The following is a 23,208-nucleotide window of genomic DNA, read 5'->3' as shown; positions in this document are numbered from 1 at the left end:
TTAATCTCTTAAAAAACCACTCAAAGGCGAGCTTGCACTTGGCGTACTTTCAATTGCTATACCTGCTAAATACGCATTATATCCTGCCTCTATAGCCAAAGCAAAAGCCTTTGCCATTTTTGCTACATCTTTAGCTTGAGCTATGGCGGTATTTGCCATCACTGCACTTACTCCCATTTGCATGGCTTCACAAGCTTGTGCTGGATTTCCTATACCTGCATCTACTATAATAGGTAAGCTAATTTCATTAAGTAAAATTTGTATAAATTCTTTAGTTTTTAAGCCTTTATTGCTTCCTATAGGAGCTCCAAGAGGCATTATAGCAGCGGCTCCTGCATTAGCCATAGCACGTGCTGCATATAAATCAGGATACATATAAACTAAAGGTGTAAAACCCTCATTTGCTAAAAGTTCTACTGCTCTTATACTTTCATAATTATCCGGTAATAAATATTTACTATCGCTAATTACTTCAACCTTAATCATATCTCCACAACCAAGCTCTCTTGCAAGTCTTGCTATACGCAATGCCTCATTAGCATTTCTTGCACCTGAAGTATTTGGTAAAAGCTTAATATGCTTTGGGATAAAATCAAGTATATTTTCTATGCCTTTATCATTTACCCTACGCAAAGCTAAGGTGATAATCTCAACTTTTGCTTCTTCAATGGCTGATTTTATAAGCTCAAAAGAAAATTTCCCAGAACCTAAAATAAACCTAGAATTAAACTCATATTTTCCTATTTTTAATTTTTCCATTACTCGCTCGCTAAAAGTTCTAAAACTAAATTTGCTTGATGTCCTGCGCAAATATTTACACGCGGTGCCATAAGTCCATTGCCTACCTTTGCCTCGTTTTTTAAATCACCACAAACATAAAAGTTTTTTGCAATTTTTCTTGTTTGTATACTGTTGCTATCGCCATATCCTGCTAAACCAGAAGCACAAATTAATGTTTTTTGAGGATAATGTTGGTGAAAATTTTGTGCTAAAAGAGCTTTATATTTTGCACTATCAAAGGCTTCACAAACAATATCATCATTTGTAAAAAGTTCGGCTATATTTTCTTTTTCTATTTTTAAAAATTGTGCAAATACTTCTATAAAAGGATTAATTTTAGTGATTTGATCTTTTAAAGCTTCAGCCTTAAATTTACCCAAATCTTCCACCATATAAGCTTGACGGTTAAGATTACTTGGCTCAACCACATCAAAATCAATCAAATGAAGCTTACCAACCCCACTTCTTGCTAAATTTATAGCTATATGCGAGCCAAGTCCACCAAGCCCACACACTGCCACACTTGCCTTTTTAAGCTTATCATGAAGTTTTGGAGTATGTCTTGCCCTCATCATAGCATCAAGAGCTTCATATGGTGGTAAAGTATTTTTTTCTATACAAAAAAGCTCATCATTTTCTTTTAGATCCAAACTTTCTTTTGTTGCAAAACCATTGACTATCCATACATCATTTTCATTTTTACTCACACTTTGAAAAAATTCCAAAGTGTTTTTAAAATGCGTGTTTATCATACTACCATTAAATTTAATTCTCATCAACCACCACCTACAAAAGTAACAATCTCTACTTTATCATTTTCTTTTAAAATTAAATTTTCAAATTTATCCCTTGGGATAATTTCTCCGTTTAATTCTAAAGCAATAAATTCTATTTTTAATTGCTTTTCTTTAACATAATCCATAAATCTAAGCTCTTTTAACTCAAGCTTTTGCCCATTAATAATCATGTTTTTCCTTGTATTTGCTCTTCTACTTTAATTTTTGCATTATCCAATAATTGTTTAGATTTTTTCCTTAAATTAAAGCTTTCTTGTATATATTTTGCAATTTTTTCTTGAGTTGTAGGATCTATTTTAGGGATAAGGATTTTAGACAACTCTTCTTTATTTATTGCACAAAGTATTGTTCCGCTTGGAAATTTCTTTAAATATTCTTGAAACATTTGACTTTTAAACATTACAAGCAAAGTTTCACCATTTAATAATTTTGAATTTAATACAAAGAATCCTGTTGAAACTAAATGCTTGTCAAATTCTTGGGTGATTAAAGCACAACTTGATAAACTGCCTTCGATACTTGAAACAATTACATCTCCCTTGCATACCATTCTTCTTGCTCTTGTGGGTAAATTTTTCCCAAAATCACTAATTGGCTCACTAATATTGCCATTATTGCCTATATTCGCAAGCTCTATATAACTGTAATTTTCATTATTTTTAGGAGTAAAATTTGCGTCTTTATTGTTTATAATGTTTGAAAAGCTATCATATCCATTTGGATAAGATTTTATAAATTTTTCTATGTCTTCGTATTTGCTTTGATAATATTCAGAATCCAATCTTCCTGTTTTTAGAAAAGATTCTTTTAGAGTGCGTATAGAGATATTGAGTGATTTTGCAGAATAATCTATTTTAGAATCTAGAAAACTTTGCAATGGATTTTTTACATCAATCCCCAACTCAAAGTATAGAGTTTCCTCTGCTTTTTTATATAACTCCTTACTTTCTTCTAATGCTTTGTGAGAATCTTTTACCATTTTTTCAATTTCTAACTGAAATTCTATAGGAAGAATGGGGATTTTAAAATAATTAAAATCTCTAGGATAAATTTCAATTTGCCCGGAAGTTCCACTATAATATCTGATTATTTGAATCTGACCATAATAACTTTGCAGAAAAATAGTCAAAAAACAAGGGTTTAAATATGTTTTATCTTTAACAACAATAACATTAATATGACTATCTATACTAAAATCAAAATCAAGTATATTGATAAATACTCTACCTAAAGTTCCTACACCTGTTGCATTTATCAATACAGATTCTTTTGGAACAATTTTTCCATACCCACTTTTTGCATTTTCATAGTCAATATATTCATTCCTAATATATTGACTATTGATAACTTTCATCTTGCTTGTCTCGTCATATTTCGGTTGCGAATACCGAGAATTAAATTTCATATTATCGCCCAAATATTCAACTTGATTTAATTGTATAGTCTCCATAGCATCAAAATATTCTTTCTTGAAAAACTCAGAATCTATTCTTTTACTCTCATTATCCTTTTGAACTTCACTAAGCTTTAATACGCTAATTTCTAAATGCGGGTATTTTTCCTGCAAAGTCTGGTTAAGCATTTTTATAGCCTTTGTTAATAATATAGTATTCTATATTTTTTAGATATTTATGCAAAAATATAATAATACTGATATATCTTTTTTTTAAATCATCTACAGTTATATTGCTTCCAAAATCTTGAAAACTTTTTTCTCCATGAGCAAGTTTGTTTCTATCTTTGGTATTTGCTCCAATTATCTCTTGAATATTAATTTTAAAATATTTATTAAATTTATTTATATTGCTATCAATACTATCTGATGACATCAGTATCGCGAGGATATTATCTTTAACATTCTTATAATTTAAAGAGCCAGCATTAAATGGGTTTTCGCTGTTGAAATCTTTTTTTAAATTAATTTCTACCATACCATTGTTTAATTGTTCTATTACCTCAATTAAATTATCTGCAACAATAGCGTTGAAATGTCTTTCTTTATTTTTAATTTTTGCTCGGAAATAAATCTTCTTCATATTATCATGTAAATCATAAAAACTGATTTTATTTTGTTTAATATGATCAAAAATATCTTGCAAACTTTGCATAACTACACTTTCTAGCATTGTATAGAGCATAATCACAAACTTTGATTTCATTGATTGTGCATATTTATTATAAAAAGCATTATTGTTTCCTTTATCCATCGTTTCCATATCTTTTAACAAATCTTTTAAAAAACTTTTTTGTTCTTTATATATTGTCCAAGATTCCATGACTTTATTGCTTTAAACTATCTAAGATTAACATAATATTATTATTAAGAGTTTGTAAGCTACTGTTGTTTGATTTGCTTATAAAATCTTGAGACCAAACATTAAAGGTTTTATTAGCATAATTTGGATTATCCTTAATATAAATTGCAATTGCTAACATAATAGGCAAAAGCTTATCTTTTTTTCTTAATTTGTAAAAATCATTTTCTGTAATCTTACATCTTTCTATAATCTTGATTACATTTTTAAATAATGTTAGAAGCTCGTCTTTGTTTTTATCATCATTATCAAAACTCTTATTTTTTTCTTTCATATAATTTTCAAGCACAGCATTTATAGTTTCATTAAATTCTATTTTGTTATTTTTAATATATAAATCATAATAAGCAAAAAACTTAATAATAAGCTCTTGCTGATACCCCCTTAAAGAAGCTGTTTTTCCAAGTTTAGCTATATTTTCAAATTCTTCAGTAGAACATTCACTATAAACAAATTCAACAAATTTACCGTAATTTGATCCTTTTCTTGCTTCCATAGCTGTAGCATTTGTTCCTCCTGTATTAATGCGCTCAAATATTTTGTTTGCAATATCCTTGGCATTTTCTTCTTCATTGGATTCTAATACAATAATTCTCAATGAACTATCTTTCATTTTTCGCTGAATCGAAGGTGGAAAATCTTCAAATTTCATACCATTAAAATCACCCAAAATTTCTAATTTATTTAATTTATGTTCATTGTTAAAAAATTTATCCAAAGCTCTTATTCTCTGTGATCCATCAATCACTTCAAGCAACCCATCATCTGTTTGCTCTAAAAAAATCAAAGGCAATGGTAATCCTAATAAAATTGTTTCAATCAATTTAGATATTTGATCTGATGTCCAAACAAATCCTCTTTGATAAAATGGTATATTAATTTCAGTTTGATTTTTTTCTGTCTGTTTATGAAATTTGCTTAATACTAACTCAATAGACCAATCTTTTGTATCATATTTAATATTTTTTTGTTTTTCTTTTAATATATTGGTTATTTCATCTGAACTTAACATTGATTTATTGCTTGCCATTATAACCTCCAAAAACTCAAATTTTCACTCTTTGCAAATTCAATAAAAGCTTCAGCTATGCCATCTTTTTGCAAGTCTTTGTATTTTTCTACATTTAACCTATATTCTTGCATTCTTTTATCAAAATCTTCTTGGCTTTCATCTTTTTGTTTTATAGGTTCATCTCCTTCTAAATGCGGATGAAATAAATCATGTTTTACTACTAAATGATCATGAGAATCTAAAAGTGGATAATAAATCTTTTCGCCTGAATTATCCTTGCTAGGCTCACTCATCGTAGCAAAGAAGATATTATAATCCTCGCACTTTGGACATAATTTATCATCCCATTTTTGCAAAAACAATACACTTGTTTTTGTCCCAGTATGTGGCTTAAAGACATTTCCATGAAGTCCTACGACTGCCAATATTCTAGCCTTTTGTGCGATAAATTCTCTTATATATTTATCACTTGAATTATTAAAACGCCCTTGTGGTAATACAATAGCCATTCTACCACCAGGCTTTAACATATCTAAATTTCGTTCAATAAATAAAATATCTCTTCCTACTTTACTTTGAGGTTTGCCATTTTCTTTTTTGCCTAACTCATATCTAGCTAAAATTCTACTTTCTTTTATATCTCCAGCAAAAGGTGGATTTGCCATTAAAATATCAAAATTAAAATCCCTATTTTGGTTTTTAGTAGCTCTTAATTTTTTTAAGCGTTTAAATCCCTCAAAATACACATCTTGCCAATCTTCATCATCTCTTACCCATTCATCCCATCTATCAAAGTCAATGGAATTTAAATACAAGACATTCGTATGCCCATCGCCTGCGATTAGATTAAGCATTTTTGATACGCGCACGCTTTTTTCATCAAAATCTATACCAAACACTTTTTCTTTTACATAGTCTTGACACTCAGAAATCTTTTCTTCGGCTGTAAAGAGATGACTTGCTTCTATACCTCTTTCTTTATAAATTGAACGCCACACATAAAAACAAGTATGTATCGGAAATCCACAACTTCCACTTGCAGTATCTATCATACTTTCATCTTTTTTAGGGTTTAGCATTTTTACGCACATATCTATTACATAACGCGGAGTAAAATATTGCCCTTTTTCACCTTTTGAGGATTTATTCACTAGATATTCAAAAGCATCATCAATCACTTCTAAATTTGAGTTAAATAACTTTGTATTTTGCAATGATGACACACACACACTTAGGTGTGAAGGAGAAAGTTTAATTTTCTCATCATTATTAAATACACCTTCCCATTTTTTCTTTGCTTTATCAAAGAGATTTTCTATTTTTTGCTTAAGTTCAGAATCAGATTCTCCATAATTTCTAAACTCTAAACTCTTTGTTCTATCTCTTGCGCCATCTAATTCATCAAAAAGTTTTATAAATATAAGTTTAAAACATTCTTCAAATACATCAACTCCGGCATTTGCCAACACCTCATCTTCCATTTCTGTAACTAAATTCTTTAAACTTCGCTTTTGACTTTTTAAAATATCTTCTTTGATCAAATCATCGAAGGTAAATTTTACTTTCAACAGATCTGGTAATGTCTGGTTTGATGCAGGAATATTTGGAATAGATTCAAAATAATTTGGATCTTTTCTATGATAATAACTAATTTCTTTACCATTACACCACACTGCCATAGTTGCACCTGTAGCATTACAATAACTTTTTAACTGCTCTTTACCATCTTTCAACTTTGGCTTTTTTACTTCTATAATAATATATGGGGTTGTAATTTGGATTTTATCCATTATCACAATGTCAGCTCTTTTTACTTCGCGTCCAAAATGCACACCAAATTCAATTTTTATCATATCTTTAGGATAGTTATATTCATTTAAAAGTTTATCGATATAAAGTTGACGCACAATTTCTTCTGGCGTGAGTTTAATTTCTTTATCGCGGATAAGACAATTAGTATAGTATATAATTTGATTATTTTTGTTTGTTTTAACTATAATTTTAGTTTCCAATTCAGCAATAGCTTTTTTACTAAATAGATCTAGCTTGTAATCACTATCTTTTAAAATTTCCTCAATCATTCTAAACCTTTAAAAATTTTCTATCAAGTCTTTAAAAACCAAATACAATTTTTCGAGCTCTTCTACACTCACTCTCTCATCAATGGCATGAATTCTCTCATTACACACGCCAAATTCTACTACCTTCACACCAAACTCAGCAAAATATCTTGCATCACTTGTGCCACCTTTGGTATTAAGTTCTGGTACTATTTGGGTGATTTTTTGCACACTTTCATTTAGTTTTTGTACGATTTTAGAATCACTTTGTGTTAAAAAAGGCTTTGAGCTTTGATTTATGCTTAATTCATAATCAAGTCCTTCACAAGTCTTTTCTACATAAGCTTTTACATCTTCTAAGCTAGTTTGTGGAGAATTTCTTACATTAAACATCAGTTTTAAATCATTTGGAGTTACATTGCACACTTCCATACCACCGCGTATATCAGTAATAACAATTTTAGATGGTGCAAATACCTCATCGCCTGGATCAAGATCAAATCCTGCTAAAAATTTCAAAGCAAAAGCAAAATTATGCACAGGATTAATGCATTTTTGTGGGTATGCTACATGACCTTGCTTGCCTTTGATGAGTAATTTTGCATTGATAGAGCCACGACGCCCTATTTTAATACTATCTCCAAATTTTTTATCACAAGTTGGCTCAGCAACCACAGCAAAATCAGGTAACATATCTTTTTCTTGCATAAATTTAAGCACTTCAAGCGTACCAAATTTAGCCTCGCCTTCTTCATCACTTGTTAAAATCAGCGAAATTCTTCCTTTGAAATTTTCCACTTCCTTAACCGCACACATAAAAGCAGCCACACCACTTTTCATATCTTGCGCGCCTCTTACATAAATAAACCCATCTTTTTCTAAAGGCTCAAAAGGATTACTACTCCAACCCTCTCCCGCAGGCACTACATCCACATGCCCACCAAAAGCCAAATGTTCCCCATCATCACTAAATTTTTTAGTCAGCAAAAGATTTTTCACACCTTCTTTTTCTATAAAAAAAGCTTCAAAATCACTTAACTCCACTGCGATATAATTTAACGCTCCATCATCATCTGGAGTGATGGATTTAAATTTACTTAATTCTTTAAAAATTTCAACTACTTGCATGTTTTATCCTATAAAAGCTTTATACAGCATAGAAAGAGCAAAATACTCTAAAATAAACGCTGAAAAAAGATTAATGTAAAATATATGTTTATTTTTCACAAGGGCTTTGAATTTAGACACAAAAAACGATAGAGTAAAAATCCAAAATACAATAAAACCCACCAAACCAAAAAGCAAAGCAAAAGAGTTTTTACTCTGCATACTAAGCCCTGCTACACTCACCCAAAAGCCTATAACATAAGGATTTGTAACATTTAAGAAAAATCCTTTACTAAAACCTTTTAAAGGATGTGTTTTATTTACCTTGTTAAGATCGACTTTTCTTGTTTTTCTTAGCATTAAAAATACCATAAAACTCAAAAAGAAAAAGCCAAAAACAGCTAGTATTTTATTAAAAATTTCATTATTTGCAAAGCCTAAAAGTCCAAATTGGATCAAAATCAAAAAAAATACATCAGCACTTAAAGCACCAAGCCCCACACAAAAGGCATTTTTAAAAGAAGATAAAGCAGTATTTAAGATCAAAATATTCACGGGTCCAAAAGGTACAGACACGCCCATACCCAAAACTATACCTTGTAAGATTACTTCTAGCATTTTTCTTCCAAGAAATTTTCTATATCAGTTTTGATTTTATCAATAGCCGAGCAAACATCTTCTATATAAACTTTAGTAAAATTACTTTCTAAATATTTATCCTCATCAAGATTGTTTAATATACTTTGCTTACATACTCTTGCATACTCTCCCACGGGTAAAACCTGCCCACTTGTGCCTATACATACAAATAAATCACAATTTTGTAATTTTTCATATAAAATCTTATAATTTGGTGCCATTTCTTCAAACATCACGATATTGTGCCTTACACTTTTGCTTTGACATTTAGGACAAATTTTATCATCACTACTTTCATAGCCTATGTTAAAAATATTTTCACACTCTAAACACCTAAGTTCAGGTAAAAAGCCATGCAAATGCACCACTTCTTCACAGCCAGCTCGCTCTAACAAATCATCTACATTTTGCGTTAAAATGCTAATTTGTTTTGGAAATTTTTGTTTTAATAAAGCGATGATTTTATGTGCGTGATTTGGCTTAACACTAGCTAGTTCTTTTCTTCTTTTATTATAAAATCCCAAAACTTTTTTAGGATTTTTTCTAAAGCCAGTTGCAGAGCAAACTTCCATCACTTCATGCTCTTCCCAAAGTCCACCACTAGCTCTAAAAGTCTTTATACTACTTGGAGCGGATAAACCTGCTCCACTTAAAATCATCACTTGTTTCATTTAATAAACCTCATTATTGTTTTAAAGGTTTTACTATAATTTTACTTAAAGCTTAACCACCTTAGCACCAAAACCACCTTGATTAATCGGAGCGTCATTAAAGCTTTTTACACTTTTGTGAGCTTTTAAAAACTCTTTTACCGCAAAAGCTAATTTTCCTGTACCTATACCATGATAAACTATCACCTCATCAAAACCTACTATCAAAGCATCAGAGATAAATTTATCTAATCTTTCAAGCGCCTCATCACTTCTTAAGCCGTGTAAATCTAAAGTCATATTTAAAGCACTTGGACGGGTTATATTGACACTTGATTTTACCTTTTGTGTAGGAGTTTGATTGCTTTTTTTAAGAAGCTTTAAAGGCACACGCAAACTTAAACCATCGCTTTGAATCATCGCATCATTTTTTGAAATTGCAGTGATTTTACCTTTGATTTTTTCATATTTTACAAAATCCCCAACTCTAAGTTCTTCATTTTGCTCCATACTTGGTAAAACAATGCTTTTTTTAAGCTCATTAGCTTTGTTTAAACTTCTTTGTTTTTCTTTAATATCTTTTAGATTTATTGTTTTTTTAGCTTCTTCTATGGCTTTGTGATATTTAAACTCTAAATTAGAAACAAGCTTTTTAAATTCTTGCTCATTTTTTTCTTTTTGATCTTTGAGTGAAAGTAAAATTTCATCTACCTTAGCTTCTTTTTTCTCAAGTTCTTCATTTTTCTTGCGTAAAGAAAGTTCAAGATTGATATTTTTACTTACCATTTCTTCTAAATTTTCTTTATCTTCTCCATATAGCTTTTTAGCATTTTGCACTAAATTTGCACTTATACCATATCTTAAAGCCGTTTCAAATGCATAAGATTTACCTATGGTGCCTTTTAAAAACTCATATTTTGGGCGTGATAGTTCCTCATCATACAAAGCAGCGATGAGTTCTACTTGTGAATTTTTGGCCAAAAGCATAGCAAGGCGTTTGTGGTGGGTTGTAATGATGATTTTATTATCTTGCTCTAAAAGCTTAGAAATAAGCTCAGTATATAAACACGCAGCTTCTTCAAAATCTGTCCCAAGCTCTATCTCATCAACCCCTAATAAAACATTTTTCTTACCCAAAAGCTTAGAAAAATGCAACATTCTTCCTGCAAAAGTAGAAATATCATTTTTTACATTTTGTGGATCTTCTAAAATCGCATCAAATTCTTTGAAATTCCCTATTTGGCTTTTTTGTGCGTTAATTTTCATAGGAAGCAAATGCTTTGCAAGTAAAGCTGCACTTAAAATTCCTTTTAAAAGCATAGACTTACCACCCGCATTTACACCTGTGATGATTAAAACTTTTTTATTAAACTCTATATTAACGCTTTTTGCATTTTTTAAAGCCGGATGTGCGAAGTTATATAAGCTTAAATTATTAGAACTATCAGCTAAAACAAACTCATAATCATGTTTTTTAGCCATCATAACTCTAGCACTATAATGATCAAATAAATCAAAAGCATTATTAATAAATTTCAAAAACATCAAATTTTTATAAAAAATCAAACTGATTTTTTTAGCATATTCATAAAAAATTTCTTCTTTGGCATCTTTGATTTCATCTATTTGACTTTGGATTTTTTCTACACTTAAAGGCACCACATAAAATCCACCGCCGCTACTTCTACCTATGATTTTTGCTTTTAAGACATGATTAAACCCGCCACGTAAAAGCAAAGCTTCCATACCATTGATAAGATGAATTTGCGTATCAATTAAATAAGCGCTAAGATTTTTAGTATAGGTAAGTTTTTTAAACTCAGCTACCAAGCTTTCTTTTTTCATTTTTAGAGCTAAATTTAGATTAACAAGTCTTTCATCAACACTTTCTTTAATCTCACCCTTTTCATCAAAATACTCAAAAAGCTCCAAAATAGCCTGTGGAATTTCTATTTTTAAAAGCCACTCTTTTAAACTTTCTTCAAATTTTAAGCCCTTTAAGTAACTAAAATACATACAGATTTTAATAAATTCAAAGCTTTGGCTTAAATGTAAAATTCCTTGCTTGCTAAGATGAGTTAAAGCACTATTTAACTCTTCTATCATAGGCGGAGGATTAAAATCAATCAACGAAAGTTCGTTAATCCTTTTATAATGAAGCTTGCTATCACCTTGTAAAAAAATTTCTTTATCTCTTGCAAAAAGCCCTTTAAAGTCTTCTATATAGCCATCTAAATCTAGCTTTTTAAAAAATTGCTCTTGCATTATTTATCTACCTTGCAATCTTTTATATCAAAAACATAGGCTTTAAATTGTTTATTTTTACCATTTGAAATAAAACTTTGTGTTCCATGCTCAAAGTTAAAATACTCTTTAGTGACATTAATATCTTTGCAAATTAGACTTTGTCCTTGTAAAAATGCATTGAGTGTTTCTTTTTTTAAAACCCCACTTCTTGTAGCACTTAGCTCAAATTTAATCGCAAAAGCAATCATTAAAATCAAGACTAAAATCAAAAGATAATTACTAATCTTGCCTATTTTTTTACGCAAAAAAATGAAAAAAAGCAAAATCGCAAAAAAAGCTAAGATATATAAAAAAATCTTAAACATACTTGCCCCTGAGCTTTGTGCTTATATCTCCCGCACCAAAGCCAATTACCAAACCATTTTCAATCAACTCATCATCAAGATAAATAGCATTTTCTTCTCTTTTGATTTCTTTTATAAATTTAGCTTTTGGAAAGTATTTTTGCATATTAATTTCTATCTTAGCTTCCCCTGCTGCATACACAGGTAAAATATAAAGCTCATCAACATTTGCTAAAACCTCGCTAAAATACTCTATATTTGCACTTAAACGCGTATAACGGTGAGGCTCAAAAATAGCTATGATTTTTTCATATCCAGCTAGCCTTGCATACTCACTTGCTGCTTTAAGTGTTGTTTTGATTTCTGTTGGATGGTGTCCATAATCATCAATCAAAGCCATATTTTCATTTGCAAACAAAATATCAAATCTTTTTTTAATCCCTTGATATTTTAAAAGCTTAGTTTTTAGCTCTTCTATATTTATAAATTCACTCGCAGCCAAAATAGCCAAAGCAGCGTCCATCGCTACATGCTCACCCATACCAAAAACACTAAATTCACCTAAATCTTTAAGCGTAAAATAGGTTTTTGGCTTAAAATTTTCTACTTTCATATAAATATTTGTGATATCTTTACTTGGATAAAGCTTTTTTGCATTATTTAAATTTAAACTTGATAAAAACTCATCTTCAGCATTAATCACTTGAATTTTAGACAAATGCAAAAAGTCTTCATAAGCTTTGTGTAATCTTGCAAGATCGTTTCCATAATGATCTAAATGTTCTGCTTCAACATTAGTCACTATAGCTAAATAAGGATTTGAATTTAAAAAAGAACTATCACTCTCATCAGCTTCAAAGATGAGATTTTCACTTTCTTTATAAAGCATATTAGTGCCACTTTCTTTTAGCACCGCACCAATAATCACAGAGGCTTCTATCAAGCTTGCTAAAATGCTTGAAGTTGTGCTTTTGCCATGAGCTCCCGCAACTGCAAAAACTCTCTTGTCTTTTAAAATCATAGGCAAGGCTTCTTTTCTTGAAAGTGTTGTGATGTTTTGTTTTTTTGCACTAATTAATTCTTCATTGTCTTCTTTGATAGCAGCTGAATACACCACTAAATCCACATCTTTGACATTGTCTTTATGATGAGGAATTTTTATATTTATACCTTCTTTTTCTAATTCTTTTGTGATTTTACTTTCTTTGATATCAGAACCACTAATCTTAAAGCCTTGTTCTTTTAAAAATCTCGCCAAAGCTGAAATTCCAATACCACCTATACCTATAAAATGAATTTTTTGCATTCTTGCCTCAAATTTTTTGAAAATTTAAGGCAAAATTCTATCATTTATTTACTAAAAATAAAATATAAAAAATCTTTATAAATAAAATCTAATCACCATTGTTTGATGTTTTAAGATTAATTAGTCTATAATTTAATTGCTTTTGAAACAAGTCTTTATAATTTTTTGAAAAATTTTTATGATATAAATCTAACTCAAAAGCCTTATTTGTATCTTTTATACTAGTATTATTTTCAAAATAATAACCATTATTTCCATCATACACTCCATTTTGATCAATCCAAACAAGCTCATTAAAACCAAATTCTAGCTTTTCGTTTTTTATAGGTGCTAATATATCTCTTCCTCCTAAACTTAAATATTTTGTATCACTAAGAGTAAGATTATAAAGCGTTGGAAAAATATCCTTATGCGAACCCACACGATTTTTATCATAATAAATATCATTTTTTAAATACTTTGGAAGATATAAATAAAAAGGTACACTATAAGCAAAAGCTTTTTGGGATTTTATATCCATTTTAATATCTCTAAATCTATGATCACCTGTAGCAGCAATAATAATATTTTCCCCAAAACTACTTTCTTTTATGCGATCTAAAAATTTTCCAAATTCATCATTTGCATACGCATAAGCATTTAAAGCACCTATAAAATCACCGATAATAAATTGATTTAATATCTTTTTATCTAAAGCATTCTCATCGATAAGTTGTGTTTTGCTTTTGTGTATATAAGGTCTATGAGTGGAAATACTAAGAGAAATAACTAACGTAGGATTTTTAGCATTTTCAAATATAGAATATATTTTTTTATACATAAACTCATCGGCTATACCGTATTTATGTTTTGTTTTTCTAGCTTGTGGAAAATCTTGCATCAGTGTATTTTCATCTATAATTTCATCTACACCTTGATTTTTAAAATAATTGCCAAGATTATACCAAGAAGCATTACCACTATAAACAAAAACTATTTTATACCCTGCATTCTTGTAAATTTGCAAAGGCGTAAAGGCTAATTTTTCTTTTTGATATAATCCATTTGAAATAATATTTGGACTTAAAAAAACCAAACGATTAAAACTTTCTATGGTATTGTTTGCACTGGATAAAAATCTAGTAAAAATAATATCTTGCTCAAAATGTTTTTCTAAATTTCCCAAAAGATTAGTATTTTCAGTGCCAAACTCAGCTAAATTTAAGCCAAAGCTTTCCATAATATTAATATAAATATGATTTTTAGCATGATTTTGGTGTATCAAAGTAGTATCAAACATAGGAAAAAGCTTTTCTTCTAGTTGATTAAGCTGTTTTATATCCACGCTTTTAAATTCTTGTTGATTTTTATACTCTTTATATGCCCATGAAAAAGCCATCAAAGGATTTGTAGAAATTTCATTAAAAGCTTTTATGGTGCTAAATTCATAATTTGAAGCTCTCAATGCATTATAAGTAAAATGTCCTCTTAGCGCTATAACATAAGCATAAATTAGCAAAATGTTTAATAAAACAAAAAATACTAGTTTTACTTTAATAGTCTCTAGTTTTAAGCTAAGAATTTTAATATTAAGATAAAAACAAAATACGCTAAAAATTACAGCTAATAACAATGCTTTTATAATGGGATAATCAGAAAAGACTATAGATAATATCGCCTTAGTATTATCATCTTTTAAACCAAAAATAAAAATATCAATTTTGCTTGCATAAAGCTGAAAGTAATAATAATGTATAAACGCAGAAATTAAAACAACAAAAGCTATAAAAGCTACATAAAAACTAGAAAGATAAATATAAAATTTAGCGATTACCCCCCCCCCGTAGCGTGGTATTTTCTATCCTTAAAAACCAAACTTATATAAGAAAATAAACCACACAAAAATAGAGGTAAAAAAATAGCACTAAAGGTTCTCATATCATGACCTAGTCCATATACATATACCATTAAGGTATTTTCACTTTCATTGGTTAAATTTTTTATCATCAAAAACCTAACTAAAGCAAAAATTCCCATAAAAATAAAACTAAAAGAAAGAATTTGCAATAAAATTTTTCTCATTATACACCTTTAATAATATTTTCTTGTTAAAAAGATTACTCTTCATAATTTTTCACAAGCTTATCAAAGCCCCATAAATTTCTAGCCTCATTTGCTTTGCTAACTTCTATCACAAGCATTTCTTCTTGATCACCAAGTTGTTCTTGCACTTCCCCAAAAGCATTGATAAAAAAGCTATCTCCATAGAATTTCCAATCATTTTCTTGCTTTGGGCTACCTATGCGATTAACCCTTAAAATGCTTGTTGAGTTTAAAAAGGCTCTTGTTTTTAAAAGCTCTAGCCATCTTTGATTGCTTTCAAAAGTACTAGCTGTAGGAATGATGACTAAGTCTATCTTTTTTTTCATAATCATTTGCCAAAAGATATCAAAATGCGCCTCAAAGCCAAAAAGCAAAGCGCATTTTAAACCCTCATGCGTGAAAGTAAAAAGTTTAAGTTTATCAGTTTTTTTATTATTAAAAAATTTTTCTTCATTCCAGTGTGCATAAGGCATTAAAATTTGTTGCTCATACATTTTTACATTTTGCGGGCCTACCTTTAAGCATAGTTTTTTTAAACCATCATTTTCTACACTTATGAACGGTGCAATGATGTTTAATTCATACTTTTTAGCAAGTTTTATCAAGCTTGCCTTTTTACTTTGGCTTTGCTCTTTAATCATACTTTTTGGCATGCTCTTAAGCTCACTAAAAAAGCTATTTAAAACATACTCGCCTAAAACCACCAAATTCGCACCACTTTCCTTAGCAGCTTTTAGATAATAATCAAGCCTTGATTCACTCAAAGCCAAAGTGGGAAATTGTAAAGCTACAACACTACTCATCTACTTGCTCGATTTCTAATTTAGCATTTTCAAGCATAGTTCTTGCTTGCTTGATACTTTTTAAACCTTCTTTATAAATTTCTACGCAAGTTTTAAGGTCCAAATCTTTATCATTAAGTTTTTCCAAAGAAAGCTCGGCTTGTTTGATATGATCTTCAAATTCCATTAATTACTTACCTTATAATTTGGTGCTTCAGCAGTGATAGTTACATCATGCACATGGCTTTCTTTTAATCCTGCTGCGGTGATTTCTACAAATTCAGCTCTTTCTTGGAAAGCTTTGATATCTACTGCACCTACATAACCCATAGAAGATCTAAGCCCACCTAAAAGTTGATGCACTACACTTTTTATACTTCCTACATAAGGCACCCTACCTTCAATACCTTCAGGCACAAGTTTATCTTGAGCTGTACCTTCTTGGAAATATCTATCTGAACTTCCTTTTTGCATAGCACCTAAGCTTCCCATACCACGATAACTCTTATATTGTCTTCCTTGATAAGTAAATAACTCACCTGGACTCTCATCTGTTCCTGCTAAAAGTGAACCTATCATCACACTACTTGCACCTGCTGCAATAGCTTTTGCAATATCGCCTGAGTATTTTATACCCCCATCAGCGATTACTGGCACGCCGTATTTACTTGCTTCTATCGCACATTCATCTATGGCTGAAATTTGAGGCACACCCACACCCGAAACAATGCGTGTAGTACAAATACTTCCAGGCCCTATACCTATCTTAACAGCGTCCGCGCCTGCTTCACATAAATCTTTAACCGCTTTAGCACTTGCAACATTTCCTACTATCACATCCACATTAAACTCAGCCTTAATTGCTTTTAATGTATCAATAATACCTTTAGAATGTCCATGCGCACTATCCATTACTATAACATCAACTTCAGCTTCCACTAAAGCCTTTACACGATCAAGCTGACCTACACCCACGGCTGCAGCTACTCTTAATCTTCCATAGGCATCTTTATTTGAATTTGGATATTCTTTACGTTTTTTTAAATCTTTTATAGTAATCAAACCTTCTAAACGATTATTTTCATCTACGATTGGAAGTTTTTCTACTTTATTAGTAGAGAAAATCCTTTCTGCATCATCTAAAGTAGAGCCTTTTTTAGCAGTGATTAAAGGCATTTTTGTCATTACATTTTCTACTAAATTATCAAAATTAGTTTCAAATCTCAAATCACGATTAGTTAAAATTCCTATTAGGGTTTTATTTTCATCTACCACAGGAACTCCTGAAATTCTATATTCAGCCATGAGTTCTAGCGCTTCTTTAACGCTTGCTTTAGCCCCTATGTAAATAGGATCCATAATCACGCCACTTTCGCTTTTTTTAACTCTTTTTATCTCTCTAACTTGTGAAGCTATATCCATATTTTTATGGATCACCCCTATACCACCAAGTCTTGCCATCATAATAGCTGCTCTATGCTCAGTAACCGTATCCATAGCAGCTGAAATTAAAGGCATATTTAAGGTAATATTTTTTGTAAGTTTTGTTTTGATATCTACTTCTTTAGGCAAAACCTCAGAATATTGAGGAACTAGTAAAACATCTTCAAAAGTCAAAGCGCGTTTGATGATTTTCATAATTTTTCCTTTATTTATTTTTAATAATTTCTTCTAAGCTTAAAGCGCCATCTAGTAAAGTTTGTTCATCGCAAGCTTTACAGATAAGCTGCGCAGAGATATTAAGTCCATTTTCATTTTTTCCTACTGGCACGCTAATGCCACCAAGTCCTGCTAAATTCACTGAAATAGTAAATACATCTTCTAAATACATTTGAATAGGGGTTTTAACATCATTAAAGCCAAAAGCAACACTTGGAGCAACTGGCATAAAAATCAAATCACAATCATTTAAAATTTCTTCATATTTTTGCTTGATAAATCTTCTAGCCTTTTGTGCTTTGATATAGTATGCATCATAATACCCACTACTTAAAACAAAGGTTCCTAGTAAAATTCTTCTTTTTACTTCCTCGCCAAAGCCTTCACTTCTGCTATTTACATACATTTGGCTAAGATTATCACATTTTTCGCTTCTTCTACCATATCTTACACCATCATAACGACTCAAATTTGCACTTGCTTCAGCTGCTGCTATGATATAATAAGCTGCAACATCAAATGTAGAATCCATTAAGTCTTTATAAACAATCTCATGTCCATTTGCTTTTAACATATCTATGGTTTTTAATAAGGCTTGTTTTACATCATCATTGGTTTGTTCTACATAGTTTTTAATCACAGCTATTTTTAGCTTTTTATTTGCATTTAGTTTTGGTGCAGTTGGTTCAAAAGCTATGTTTGCACTTGTGCTATCTTTTTCATCATAACCTGCAATAGCATCATACAAAATCGCAGCATCTTCAACATTTTGCGTTAAAACTCCGATTTGATCAAGACTTGAAGAATACGCTGCTAAACCATACCTACTAACTCTTCCATAACTTGGCTTAAACCCAACACAACCACAAAATGCAGCAGGCTGTCTTACCGAACCACCCGTATCTGAGCCCAAACTTGCCAAAGCTATCCCCGCAGCAACTGCAGCAGCACTCCCTCCACTACTTCCACCTGGAACTTTAGTATTATCAAGCGGGTTTAAAGTCTTACCATAAAAAGAAGTCGCACTCGTACTTCCCATAGCAAACTCATCCATATTACATCTTCCAAATGGAGCAAAATTATTTTTGCGTAAATTCACAATAGCACTTGCATCATAAGGAGCTACATAGCCTTGTAAAATTTTAGAACCACAAGTTAATTCCCAATCTTTTACGCTAATATTATCTTTTATAGCTACTGGTACGCCAGCGCCTGAAGTGCTTAAGTCTTTATTTAAAAACTGCTCTACATAAGCACCCAAATGCTTTTGCTGATGTGCTTTTTCATTTAATTCTTTTTTTAGATTTTCTAATTCTTCATTTGAAAATTTCAAAGCTTCTTTTAAAGTTACCATTATTTATCCTTAAATTTTTTAACCAAATAAAACAAAAAAAGCGTGATAAATAAAAAGCCTAATAAAGTAATCACTACCACGCTAAAAGGTAAAGCTTGCTCAAACATTTTTTGCTTTTTCCACGCTATTACATCTTGGACATAAACATTCTTCTTCTTTTGCTAAAAACTTCCAACATCTTGGACACTTGTGTAATGAAGAACGCACGATTTTAAAACTATGATCATCTATTTTAAACTCACTCAAAGCTTCTTTTTCATCTAAGCTTTCTACCAAGCTTACCATAAACCAATCAGCTACTTCTTCAATATCTTCACTCAAAAGCTCATTTGCGCTTGTTTGCAAACTTAACTCTAAAGTTGATTTGATGATTTTATCTTTTTTTAATACATCAACAAGTTCAAAGAATTTTTCTCTTGATTTTATAAATAAATCATCTTCGATTTTATACTCATAATCAAAGCCATTTTTTAACACCAAATCAAACACATCTTTAGCATTTTCTTTAATAGCCACATTTGCATGCTCTAAAGCTTCATCTATGGTATAAGTTAAACTTGGAGCTAAAAGCGTAAAAAGTTTTCTAGCTATTAGCACCATAGCACTTTGCGCACTTACTCTCTTTGTGTCATCTTTTGCATTACAATATAATCTATCTTTACACACATCTAAATAAATTCCACTTAAATCCGCACTTAAGAAATTTAAAAGCACACTAAAGCCCTTTGCAAATTCATATTTTTCAAAAGCAGCTTCACATGCTTCAAAAGCAACTTTCGCACGCATTAAGATCCATTTGTCTAAAAGTGTGAAATTTTTTGTTTCTAAAAATTCCATATCATTAGTATTTGCAAGTAAAAATCTTATAGTATTTCTTATCTTTCTATATTGCTCGCTTACTTGTTTTAAGATATTATCTGAAATTTTTAAGTCCGTTGAATAATCACTAAGCATTATCCAAAGTCTTAAAATTTCTACCCCATAATTTTTAGCTACATTTTGAGGTAAAACCACGTTGCCTTTTGATTTACTCATTTTTTGACCTTTCTCATCAACGGTAAAGCCATGAGTAAGTATGTTTTTATATGGGGTTTTGTGATTAATCGCAGTGGAAATTAAAAGTGAGCTTTGAAACCATCCACGGTGCTGATCGCTTCCTTCAAGATACATTGAAGCTTGGTATTCTCCCGCATCGTATCTAGCTGAGTTTAACACTGCCTCCCAAGTACTACCACTATCAAACCAAACATCTAAAATATCATAAACTTTTTCTAAATTATTTGGATCATATTTGCTATTTGGCGGTAATAAATCTTTTATTTCTAAATCCCACCACGCATCAGCTCCATTTGCTTCAAAAATTCCCACCAAATGATCTAAAACATCATCATCAAAAATCACTTCTTTGGTGCTTTTATCTCTAAAAAATGCGATAGGCACACCCCAATCTCTTTGTCTTGATATACACCAATCAGGACGATTTTCTATCATAGAACTAAGTCTTTTTACCCCACTTTCTGGGTGAAATTTCACATTATTTAACTGCTCTAGCGCTAACTCTCTTAAAGATTTTCCATCTAACTTTTTCTCATCCATTAAAATAAACCATTGTTTTGTAGCTCTATAAATAACTGGTTTATGTGTTCTCCAACAAAATGGATAAGAATGTATAAATTTAGAACTTTCAAGCAAAGCTTCGCCAAGTAGTTCTAAAATACGCTCATTTGCTTTAAAAATATGAAGTCCTATAAACTCATTTAATAAATGCTCTGGCAAAAGCCCTTTAGCTCTTAGCGTTTCATCATAACACCCACCATCATCTACTGGCATAATCACTTCAATGCCATATTTTAAGCACACATAATAATCATCCTCACCATGTCCTGGTGCAGTATGTACAAGCCCTGTTCCACCTTCCATTAAAACATGATCGCCTAAAATAAGAGTGGATTTTCTTTGATTGAGTGGATTAATAGCACTTAAATTTTCAAATTCAACACCCAAAAGTTCTTTTTGAATTTTTCCTTGAGTGAAATTTTTATTGATCATATTTTCAAGCAAGGCTTTAGCAAAAATATAACCTTCTTCAGTGATAACATATTTTTCATTTGGATTTAAAGATATAGCTTGATTTGCCGGTAAAGTCCAAGGTGTGGTAGTCCAAATTACCGCTTTTGCTTTTTCAACTCCTAATTTTTCAACCGAAGTTTTATCAAGCTCAAATGCTACAAAAATAGAATAATCTTCTTTATCTTCATACTCTACTTCAGCTTCTGCTAGCGCACTCTTAGCAGCCCAGCTCCAAAAAACAGGCTTGCTTCTTTCTAACAAAAGTCCTTTTTTAGCGATTTTACATAAAGCTTTGTAAATGTCAGCTTCAAAAGCATTTTTCATAGTCAAGTATGGCTCATCCCAATCAGCAATCACACCCAAAGACTTAAATTCATCTCTTTGGATATTTACAAATTCTCTCGCATGCTCTCTACAAAACTCACGAATTTCTTTTTTACTTAAACTTTGCTTTTTATCTTTAAGTTTAACTTCAACTTGCTGTTCTATCGGCAAACCATGGCAATCCCAACCCGGAGTAAAACGCACTTTTTTACCTTGAAAATAATGCATTTTTATAATGATATCTTTTAAAATTTTATTTAAAGCATGGCCAATATGCAAATGTCCATTAGCATAAGGAGGTCCATCATGCAGAGTAAAACTCTCACTTACCCCTTGTCTTTTTTGTTTCATTTTTTCATAAGCATAGTTGTTTTCAAACCACTTGCTAAAACGCTTAGGCTCAAGCTCTGCTAAATTTGCACGCATTGCAAAAGTCGTATTTGGAAGCAATAGCGTATCTTTATAATCCATATAATCCACCTTGAAAAATTTAAAAATAGTAAATTCTACTTAAAATACTTTTAATTTGCACTTATTTTTTTGTTATAATCGCAAGAAAAAAAGGAAAACCATGAAACATCTTATCATCATTATAGGTAGTGAAATTATTATTAATGAAAATTATATGCATTATATACAAGAAGAATACAAAAAACAATTTTTAGAACTTCATGAGCTAAAATTTATAAACAAACCTGACAAAGAACTTCCTTTTTTACTTGAAAAACTTTCTAAAGAATATGATTATATAACCATTTTTAGCATTAGCGAATACTATGCAACCATAGCTAAAATCATAGCAACCTTAAATGATGATGTTTTAATCTTAGAAAATGATACTTTAGTACCCTCAAAAGCTTTACGTGAAAAAAATTCCTTTTTAAGCTCTTTTGAAAAATGCTATATTAATTTATTAAACATAAATATAGAGCAAAAATTGCCTATGATTTTACAAAATCCTGAACTTGATTATGCCTATTTTTGTCTTTTAGATATAGATGAAATGAGTGCAAATATCTTACTTAGCACACTTACTACTTCTTTTGAAATTCAAACTAGCTCAAGTGCATTGTTAGATAATCTCATTTGTATTAGAGCAAGCACTAGTCAGTATGGAAAACTAGAAGGCTTTTTAAAGGGAGTTTTTAAACTTTTTACGGGCAAAGTATTTTTAGGGAATGATCCTATTAAATTTATAGCTAAAAAACTTTTAGAAAAAAACTTAAAAATTTCCTTTGCAGAAAGCTGCACAGCTGGACTTTGTGCTTCAAAATTTGCTGAAATCTCTGGAATTTCTAGCATTTTTGAAGGCTCTTTGGTGACTTATTCTAATCGTTTGAAAAATTCTTGGCTTGGGGTGAGCAATGATACCTTAGAAAGTGTTGGAGAATACTCTGATCGTTGTATTTATTTTATGCTAAAAGGGGTTTTTAAAACCACAAATTGTGATTTTGCTTTAGCACTTAGTGGGGTAGCTGGGGAAGAAAATGATAAAAATACCAAAGCAGGCACCATCTACATAGGAGCTATGTATAAAGATGGAACCTTTTTACAAGAATGCATTCACATACAAGGCAATAGAAACTACACAAGAGAACAAGCTAGTTTGGCTGCATATTGTTTAATGCTTAGATTAAAACCTGAAATTTTCTTTGGGGTTTAAACAAAAAATGGTGTATT

At 30.7% G+C, this 23,208-nt stretch carries 21 protein-coding genes; 1 reads left to right on the top strand and 20 read right to left on the bottom strand.

The window, feature by feature from the left end; genetic code table 11:
• The 20 genes from L8X36_RS07250 to ileS all read right to left on the bottom strand — a co-directional run bounded on the left by L8X36_RS07250 (position 1) and on the right by ileS (position 21,999).
• On the bottom strand, positions 1-759 hold the full coding sequence (locus tag L8X36_RS07250; protein ID WP_263683230.1) for a thiazole synthase: 759 nt from the start codon (positions 757-759) through the stop codon (positions 1-3).
• Positions 759-1,559, bottom strand: a complete 801-nt coding sequence (gene thiF / locus L8X36_RS07245) for a thiamine biosynthesis protein ThiF (RefSeq protein WP_263683229.1) — start codon at positions 1,557-1,559, stop codon at positions 759-761. The genes L8X36_RS07250 and thiF overlap by 1 nt, the downstream gene beginning before the upstream one ends.
• Positions 1,556-1,747 carry a sulfur carrier protein ThiS gene (gene thiS, locus L8X36_RS07240; RefSeq protein ID WP_066006795.1) on the bottom strand — a complete coding sequence of 64 codons (192 nt, stop codon included), beginning with the start codon at positions 1,745-1,747 and terminating at the stop codon, positions 1,556-1,558. Before thiS ends, thiF begins: the two co-directional genes overlap by 4 nt.
• On the bottom strand, positions 1,744-3,159 hold the full coding sequence (locus tag L8X36_RS07235) for a restriction endonuclease subunit S (RefSeq protein WP_263683228.1): 1,416 nt from the start codon (positions 3,157-3,159) through the stop codon (positions 1,744-1,746). The genes thiS and L8X36_RS07235 overlap by 4 nt, the downstream gene beginning before the upstream one ends.
• Entirely contained in the window at positions 3,152-3,853 is a 702-nt protein-coding gene (locus tag L8X36_RS07230; RefSeq protein WP_263683227.1) for an MAE_28990/MAE_18760 family HEPN-like nuclease, read from the bottom strand. The genes L8X36_RS07235 and L8X36_RS07230 overlap by 8 nt, the downstream gene beginning before the upstream one ends.
• 4 nt (positions 3,854-3,857) lie before the next feature.
• Entirely contained in the window at positions 3,858-4,922 is a 1,065-nt protein-coding gene (locus tag L8X36_RS07225) for a DUF262 domain-containing protein (RefSeq protein WP_263683226.1), read from the bottom strand.
• Positions 4,922-6,985 (bottom strand): N-6 DNA methylase, encoded by a 2,064-nt coding sequence (locus tag L8X36_RS07220; protein WP_263683225.1) that lies wholly within the window; start codon positions 6,983-6,985, stop codon positions 4,922-4,924. The genes L8X36_RS07225 and L8X36_RS07220 overlap by 1 nt, the downstream gene beginning before the upstream one ends.
• 9 nt (positions 6,986-6,994) lie before the next feature.
• A complete protein-coding gene (gene dapE / locus L8X36_RS07215) occupies positions 6,995-8,092 on the bottom strand; it encodes a succinyl-diaminopimelate desuccinylase (RefSeq protein ID WP_263683224.1) in 1,098 nt (365 codons plus the stop codon).
• 3 nt (positions 8,093-8,095) lie between these two features.
• Positions 8,096-8,689, bottom strand: coding sequence for a LysE family translocator (locus L8X36_RS07210; RefSeq protein WP_263683223.1), 594 nt, complete (start codon positions 8,687-8,689; stop codon positions 8,096-8,098).
• Positions 8,683-9,381 carry an SIR2 family NAD-dependent protein deacylase gene (locus L8X36_RS07205; protein ID WP_263683222.1) on the bottom strand — a complete coding sequence of 233 codons (699 nt, stop codon included), beginning with the start codon at positions 9,379-9,381 and terminating at the stop codon, positions 8,683-8,685. Before L8X36_RS07205 ends, L8X36_RS07210 begins: the two co-directional genes overlap by 7 nt.
• A 45-nt stretch (positions 9,382-9,426) precedes the next feature.
• Positions 9,427-11,625, bottom strand: coding sequence for an endonuclease MutS2 (locus L8X36_RS07200; RefSeq protein ID WP_263683221.1), 2,199 nt, complete (start codon positions 11,623-11,625; stop codon positions 9,427-9,429).
• Complete coding sequence (locus tag L8X36_RS07195; protein WP_214100544.1) at positions 11,625-11,972, bottom strand: hypothetical protein; 348 nt, start codon at positions 11,970-11,972, stop codon at positions 11,625-11,627. Before L8X36_RS07195 ends, L8X36_RS07200 begins: the two co-directional genes overlap by 1 nt.
• Complete coding sequence (gene murC, locus L8X36_RS07190; protein ID WP_263683220.1) at positions 11,965-13,257, bottom strand: UDP-N-acetylmuramate--L-alanine ligase; 1,293 nt, start codon at positions 13,255-13,257, stop codon at positions 11,965-11,967. Before murC ends, L8X36_RS07195 begins: the two co-directional genes overlap by 8 nt.
• 88 nt (positions 13,258-13,345) lie before the next feature.
• On the bottom strand, positions 13,346-14,869 hold the full coding sequence (locus L8X36_RS07185; protein ID WP_263683219.1) for an LTA synthase family protein: 1,524 nt from the start codon (positions 14,867-14,869) through the stop codon (positions 13,346-13,348).
• 197 nt (positions 14,870-15,066) lie between these two features.
• Positions 15,067-15,318 carry a hypothetical protein gene (locus L8X36_RS07180; RefSeq protein WP_263683218.1) on the bottom strand — a complete coding sequence of 84 codons (252 nt, stop codon included), beginning with the start codon at positions 15,316-15,318 and terminating at the stop codon, positions 15,067-15,069.
• A gap of 35 nt (positions 15,319-15,353) precedes the next feature.
• Entirely contained in the window at positions 15,354-16,142 is a 789-nt protein-coding gene (locus L8X36_RS07175) for a carbon-nitrogen hydrolase family protein (RefSeq protein ID WP_263683217.1), read from the bottom strand.
• Positions 16,135-16,308, bottom strand: coding sequence for an exodeoxyribonuclease VII small subunit (gene xseB / locus L8X36_RS07170; RefSeq protein ID WP_039628709.1), 174 nt, complete (start codon positions 16,306-16,308; stop codon positions 16,135-16,137). Before xseB ends, L8X36_RS07175 begins: the two co-directional genes overlap by 8 nt.
• A complete protein-coding gene (guaB, locus tag L8X36_RS07165) occupies positions 16,308-17,759 on the bottom strand; it encodes an IMP dehydrogenase (RefSeq protein ID WP_263664221.1) in 1,452 nt (483 codons plus the stop codon). Before guaB ends, xseB begins: the two co-directional genes overlap by 1 nt.
• 10 nt (positions 17,760-17,769) lie before the next feature.
• Positions 17,770-19,134: an Asp-tRNA(Asn)/Glu-tRNA(Gln) amidotransferase subunit GatA gene (gene gatA, locus L8X36_RS07160; protein ID WP_263683216.1), complete on the bottom strand. Its 1,365-nt coding sequence runs from the start codon at positions 19,132-19,134 to the stop codon at positions 17,770-17,772.
• A 99-nt stretch (positions 19,135-19,233) separates the two neighbouring features.
• Complete coding sequence (ileS, locus tag L8X36_RS07155; RefSeq protein WP_263683215.1) at positions 19,234-21,999, bottom strand: isoleucine--tRNA ligase; 2,766 nt, start codon at positions 21,997-21,999, stop codon at positions 19,234-19,236.
• A gap of 100 nt (positions 22,000-22,099) precedes the next feature.
• Here ileS and L8X36_RS07150 point away from each other — a divergent pair, with 100 nt between their 5' ends.
• Positions 22,100-23,191: a CinA family protein gene (locus L8X36_RS07150; protein WP_263664224.1), complete on the top strand. Its 1,092-nt coding sequence runs from the start codon at positions 22,100-22,102 to the stop codon at positions 23,189-23,191.
• The last annotated feature ends 17 nt before the right edge of the window (positions 23,192-23,208 follow it).

This window comes from Campylobacter sp. CNRCH_2014_0184h (assembly GCF_025772985.1).
Classification (GTDB): Bacteria; Campylobacterota; Campylobacteria; order Campylobacterales; family Campylobacteraceae; genus Campylobacter_D.
This window is presented reverse-complemented; position numbering and strand designations above follow the sequence as displayed.

What these genes read in the sequence shown, in the direction of transcription:
- L8X36_RS07250 (WP_263683230.1), bottom strand. Translation starts at nt 759, where the DNA reads ATGGAAAAATTAAAAATAGGAAAATATGAGTTTAATTCTAGGTTTATT.
- thiS (WP_066006795.1), bottom strand. Translation starts at nt 1,747, where the DNA reads ATGATTATTAATGGGCAAAAGCTTGAGTTAAAAGAGCTTAGATTTATG.
- L8X36_RS07235 (WP_263683228.1), bottom strand. Translation starts at nt 3,159, where the DNA reads ATGCTTAACCAGACTTTGCAGGAAAAATACCCGCATTTAGAAATTAGC.
- L8X36_RS07230 (WP_263683227.1), bottom strand. Translation starts at nt 3,853, where the DNA reads ATGGAATCTTGGACAATATATAAAGAACAAAAAAGTTTTTTAAAAGAT.
- L8X36_RS07225 (WP_263683226.1), bottom strand. Translation starts at nt 4,922, where the DNA reads ATGGCAAGCAATAAATCAATGTTAAGTTCAGATGAAATAACCAATATA.
- L8X36_RS07220 (WP_263683225.1), bottom strand. Translation starts at nt 6,985, where the DNA reads ATGATTGAGGAAATTTTAAAAGATAGTGATTACAAGCTAGATCTATTT.
- dapE (WP_263683224.1), bottom strand. Translation starts at nt 8,092, where the DNA reads ATGCAAGTAGTTGAAATTTTTAAAGAATTAAGTAAATTTAAATCCATC.
- L8X36_RS07210 (WP_263683223.1), bottom strand. Translation starts at nt 8,689, where the DNA reads ATGCTAGAAGTAATCTTACAAGGTATAGTTTTGGGTATGGGCGTGTCT.
- L8X36_RS07205 (WP_263683222.1), bottom strand. Translation starts at nt 9,381, where the DNA reads ATGAAACAAGTGATGATTTTAAGTGGAGCAGGTTTATCCGCTCCAAGT.
- L8X36_RS07200 (WP_263683221.1), bottom strand. Translation starts at nt 11,625, where the DNA reads ATGCAAGAGCAATTTTTTAAAAAGCTAGATTTAGATGGCTATATAGAA.
- L8X36_RS07195 (WP_214100544.1), bottom strand. Translation starts at nt 11,972, where the DNA reads ATGTTTAAGATTTTTTTATATATCTTAGCTTTTTTTGCGATTTTGCTT.
- murC (WP_263683220.1), bottom strand. Translation starts at nt 13,257, where the DNA reads ATGCAAAAAATTCATTTTATAGGTATAGGTGGTATTGGAATTTCAGCT.
- L8X36_RS07180 (WP_263683218.1), bottom strand. Translation starts at nt 15,318, where the DNA reads ATGAGAAAAATTTTATTGCAAATTCTTTCTTTTAGTTTTATTTTTATG.
- L8X36_RS07175 (WP_263683217.1), bottom strand. Translation starts at nt 16,142, where the DNA reads ATGAGTAGTGTTGTAGCTTTACAATTTCCCACTTTGGCTTTGAGTGAA.
- xseB (WP_039628709.1), bottom strand. Translation starts at nt 16,308, where the DNA reads ATGGAATTTGAAGATCATATCAAACAAGCCGAGCTTTCTTTGGAAAAA.
- guaB (WP_263664221.1), bottom strand. Translation starts at nt 17,759, where the DNA reads ATGAAAATCATCAAACGCGCTTTGACTTTTGAAGATGTTTTACTAGTT.
- gatA (WP_263683216.1), bottom strand. Translation starts at nt 19,134, where the DNA reads ATGGTAACTTTAAAAGAAGCTTTGAAATTTTCAAATGAAGAATTAGAA.
- ileS (WP_263683215.1), bottom strand. Translation starts at nt 21,999, where the DNA reads ATGGATTATAAAGATACGCTATTGCTTCCAAATACGACTTTTGCAATG.
- L8X36_RS07150 (WP_263664224.1), top strand. Translation starts at nt 22,100, where the DNA reads ATGAAACATCTTATCATCATTATAGGTAGTGAAATTATTATTAATGAA.